Source organism: Coprococcus intestinihominis (assembly GCF_040096555.1).
Taxonomy (GTDB): Bacteria; Bacillota; Clostridia; order Lachnospirales; family Lachnospiraceae; genus Coprococcus_A; species Coprococcus_A intestinihominis.
The window spans coordinates 1-2308 of sequence record NZ_JBBMEK010000371.1; the positions used below are offsets into that span (position 1 = coordinate 1).

The following is a 2308-nucleotide window of genomic DNA, read 5'->3' on the forward strand; positions in this document are numbered from 1 at the left end:
CAGTCAGTAGTCTTATTGTACTCTGAGGTATTTTCAATTTTCAACATCCACGCTTTTTATTATACAGGAAGCTCCTTAGTGGTATAAGCATAACGGTTGCGTTGTCTGCATTGTGTGACGCTACCGCTTCGTTAATAAGTTGTTTGCCGGCACTTTCCAAATTGTTTGCTGAGTGCAGGATTTCTGAGATTCGACTATCCGGAAGATAGTCTGAGATCCCATCGCTGCATAGAAGCATCACACCATTATCTAAAATAGGGTAGTATTCATCAGCTTGCAAAACATAACCATTCTGGCCATAACCAATATAACGATTCAAGTTTTTTCGAGCAGGAAAACCAGAGAGTTCCTTTCTGGTCAAAAGCCCAAGGTCAAGCATTCGCTGCCCTTCGGTATGATCTTTTGTGATTTGAATGAGTGCATCATTGTTAAAATGATAAGCACGACTGTCACCTATATTTAAGATGGCATAATCCGCCCCACAAATGACAAACAAGACAAGGGTTGCACCCATGCCTTTTAATTCTCCGTGGTTGCGGCTTTTTTCACAAACAATAGCGTTGATTTCTGCAACGCTTGATTGCAGGTAGGCTACGACTTCTTTGATATAAGAACAGCTCTGCAATACTTTTCCTGTTTCAGCAAGTTTTTCTACACATATTCGACTGGCAACTTCACCAGCGTTATGTCCGCCCATACCATCACTGATCGCAAAAAGATGTACCTTTGAGCGAGTATCATCAGTGACAAAGCAACAGCAATTATCTGACATCTTTTTTTGCTCATCGGATGTCAAATACAAGCCATTGATAAGAAAATTATCTTCGTGGTTTGGTCGTTTGCCAATGTGGGAATAACATACTGGTTTTTCCATAAGCAAAACCTCTCATTCCCCAATAATTAGTTGGTAGTGTCTGCGTTATCATCCAAATGGTTTATCTTATTTAGGAAAGCTAGTCCTTCTCCGTCCTGAAGCCCAATAAAATACAGACGCTCAATCTGTTCTGTATCAAATAAGAAAAGCTTCTCAGGATCAAGAATTCCCTCAGGATATAAGCAGGCACTGTAGTCCCATACTTTATCGGAGTTTGCCTGTTTCTGTTTGACTCCGACAATCATAATTCGTTTTTGGCTCTCTTTTAACAAAACAACAGAACCAATAGGCAGAAATTTTTTCATTTCAAGCTCCTTTCTTATTTCGACAATTCAGTCAAAGTGAATTCGGCTCCACATTCTTGGCAGGTGAAACGATAAAAATAATGCTTAACTTGACGACCTTGGATATAAAGAGGAACCGAATTAGTATTATAGACTGAGCCATCTATAGTTTCACAGCACTTGCCTTTTTTCATTTGTCCACCGCATTTAGGACATGTTTTCTTTTTAAAAAGGAAATATGCCAATTCTTTAGCGGTGAAATCATATCTAAATGATTGAACACTCATACGTCATTCACCTTTCTAAAGTTAATCCCAAAATACGATAAAGTCCACGAAATTATCCCAGCCTTCATCGTTGAAGCCAATTTCAATACCTGCCGAGCCGCCGATCAAAGCGGCAGCACCACCTTCTAGCACAAATTTATTATCCTCGATGCCGACTTTTCCTTCAACGCCGACAGCACCAGCATATCCACCAACTTTTCCAGTTATCTCTAAACCAAGAATATTGATAGTACCAGATGCTTCACCTTCGACTGCGGCGACCATTGCCTCACCTTTTACGTTAGCGTTTACGCCGTCTTCACCAACAGAAAACTTTCCTTTGGCTTCAGCTTTTGCGGTGCCAACAGAACCTTCGGCTTTTCCCTCAACACCTAACATATCACTTCCAACATCGGCTTCGGCATCGCCTGCTAATACAGAAACGCCTGTACTGGCGCCAGCTACGGCTGTGATGAAGTCAGTCCTACTCTTTTCAACCCATTCTCCATCTTTGTATTCCTTTTTTGTCGTCGTTTTCATAATACCGGCATCTGCTTTGGCTTCAGCTTCACCTTTACCAAGATATGCATTGACTCCCGCATATCCCCATTCGTTTTGAGCTTCAGCACTGGCTTTTCCAACCCAAGCAGTGACACCAGGATTGTCCTCAGAAAATTCATATCCAAGCCAATCAGCAGTTCTGCTGGCAGAAGGAGTGCGAGAGTAGTCGAAAACCGATGGCGTGTTACCAAAAGGAATACCGCTGGTGATATAAAGTAAACTTGTTACTGGAGAAACCAAATTTAATAGAGTAGGGAGTACATAAGGCTTTGTAATAAATACATCCTTAATCAATTTTGACCAATCAAAATTAAGCTGTCCTC

Annotated in this window: 4 protein-coding genes; all 4 read right to left on the reverse strand. The window is 41.2% G+C overall.

All coding sequences use genetic code 11. The annotated features are described in order from the left end of the window. Positions 1-40: 40 nt before the first annotated feature. Entirely contained in the window at positions 41-874 is an 834-nt protein-coding gene (locus WMO25_RS17260) for a PP2C family protein-serine/threonine phosphatase (protein WP_349086415.1), read from the reverse strand. Between the two features lie 26 nt (positions 875-900). Next, complete coding sequence (locus WMO25_RS17265; RefSeq protein WP_009257945.1) at positions 901-1179, reverse strand: DUF4176 domain-containing protein; 279 nt, start codon at positions 1177-1179, stop codon at positions 901-903. Between the two features lie 14 nt (positions 1180-1193). Next, entirely contained in the window at positions 1194-1445 is a 252-nt protein-coding gene (locus tag WMO25_RS17270; RefSeq protein WP_349086417.1) for a hypothetical protein, read from the reverse strand. Positions 1446-1466: 21 nt separating this feature from the next. Continuing rightward, the coding region (locus tag WMO25_RS17275; protein ID WP_349086419.1) for a hypothetical protein at positions 1467-2308 on the reverse strand (842 nt) is incomplete at its 5' end.

Coding starts and splice junctions, on each gene's coding strand:
- WMO25_RS17265 (WP_009257945.1), bottom strand. CDS start 1,179: ATGAAAAAATTTCTGCCTATTGGTTCTGTTGTTTTGTTAAAAGAGAGC.
- WMO25_RS17270 (WP_349086417.1), bottom strand. CDS start 1,445: ATGAGTGTTCAATCATTTAGATATGATTTCACCGCTAAAGAATTGGCA.
- WMO25_RS17260 (WP_349086415.1), bottom strand. CDS start 874: ATGGAAAAACCAGTATGTTATTCCCACATTGGCAAACGACCAAACCAC.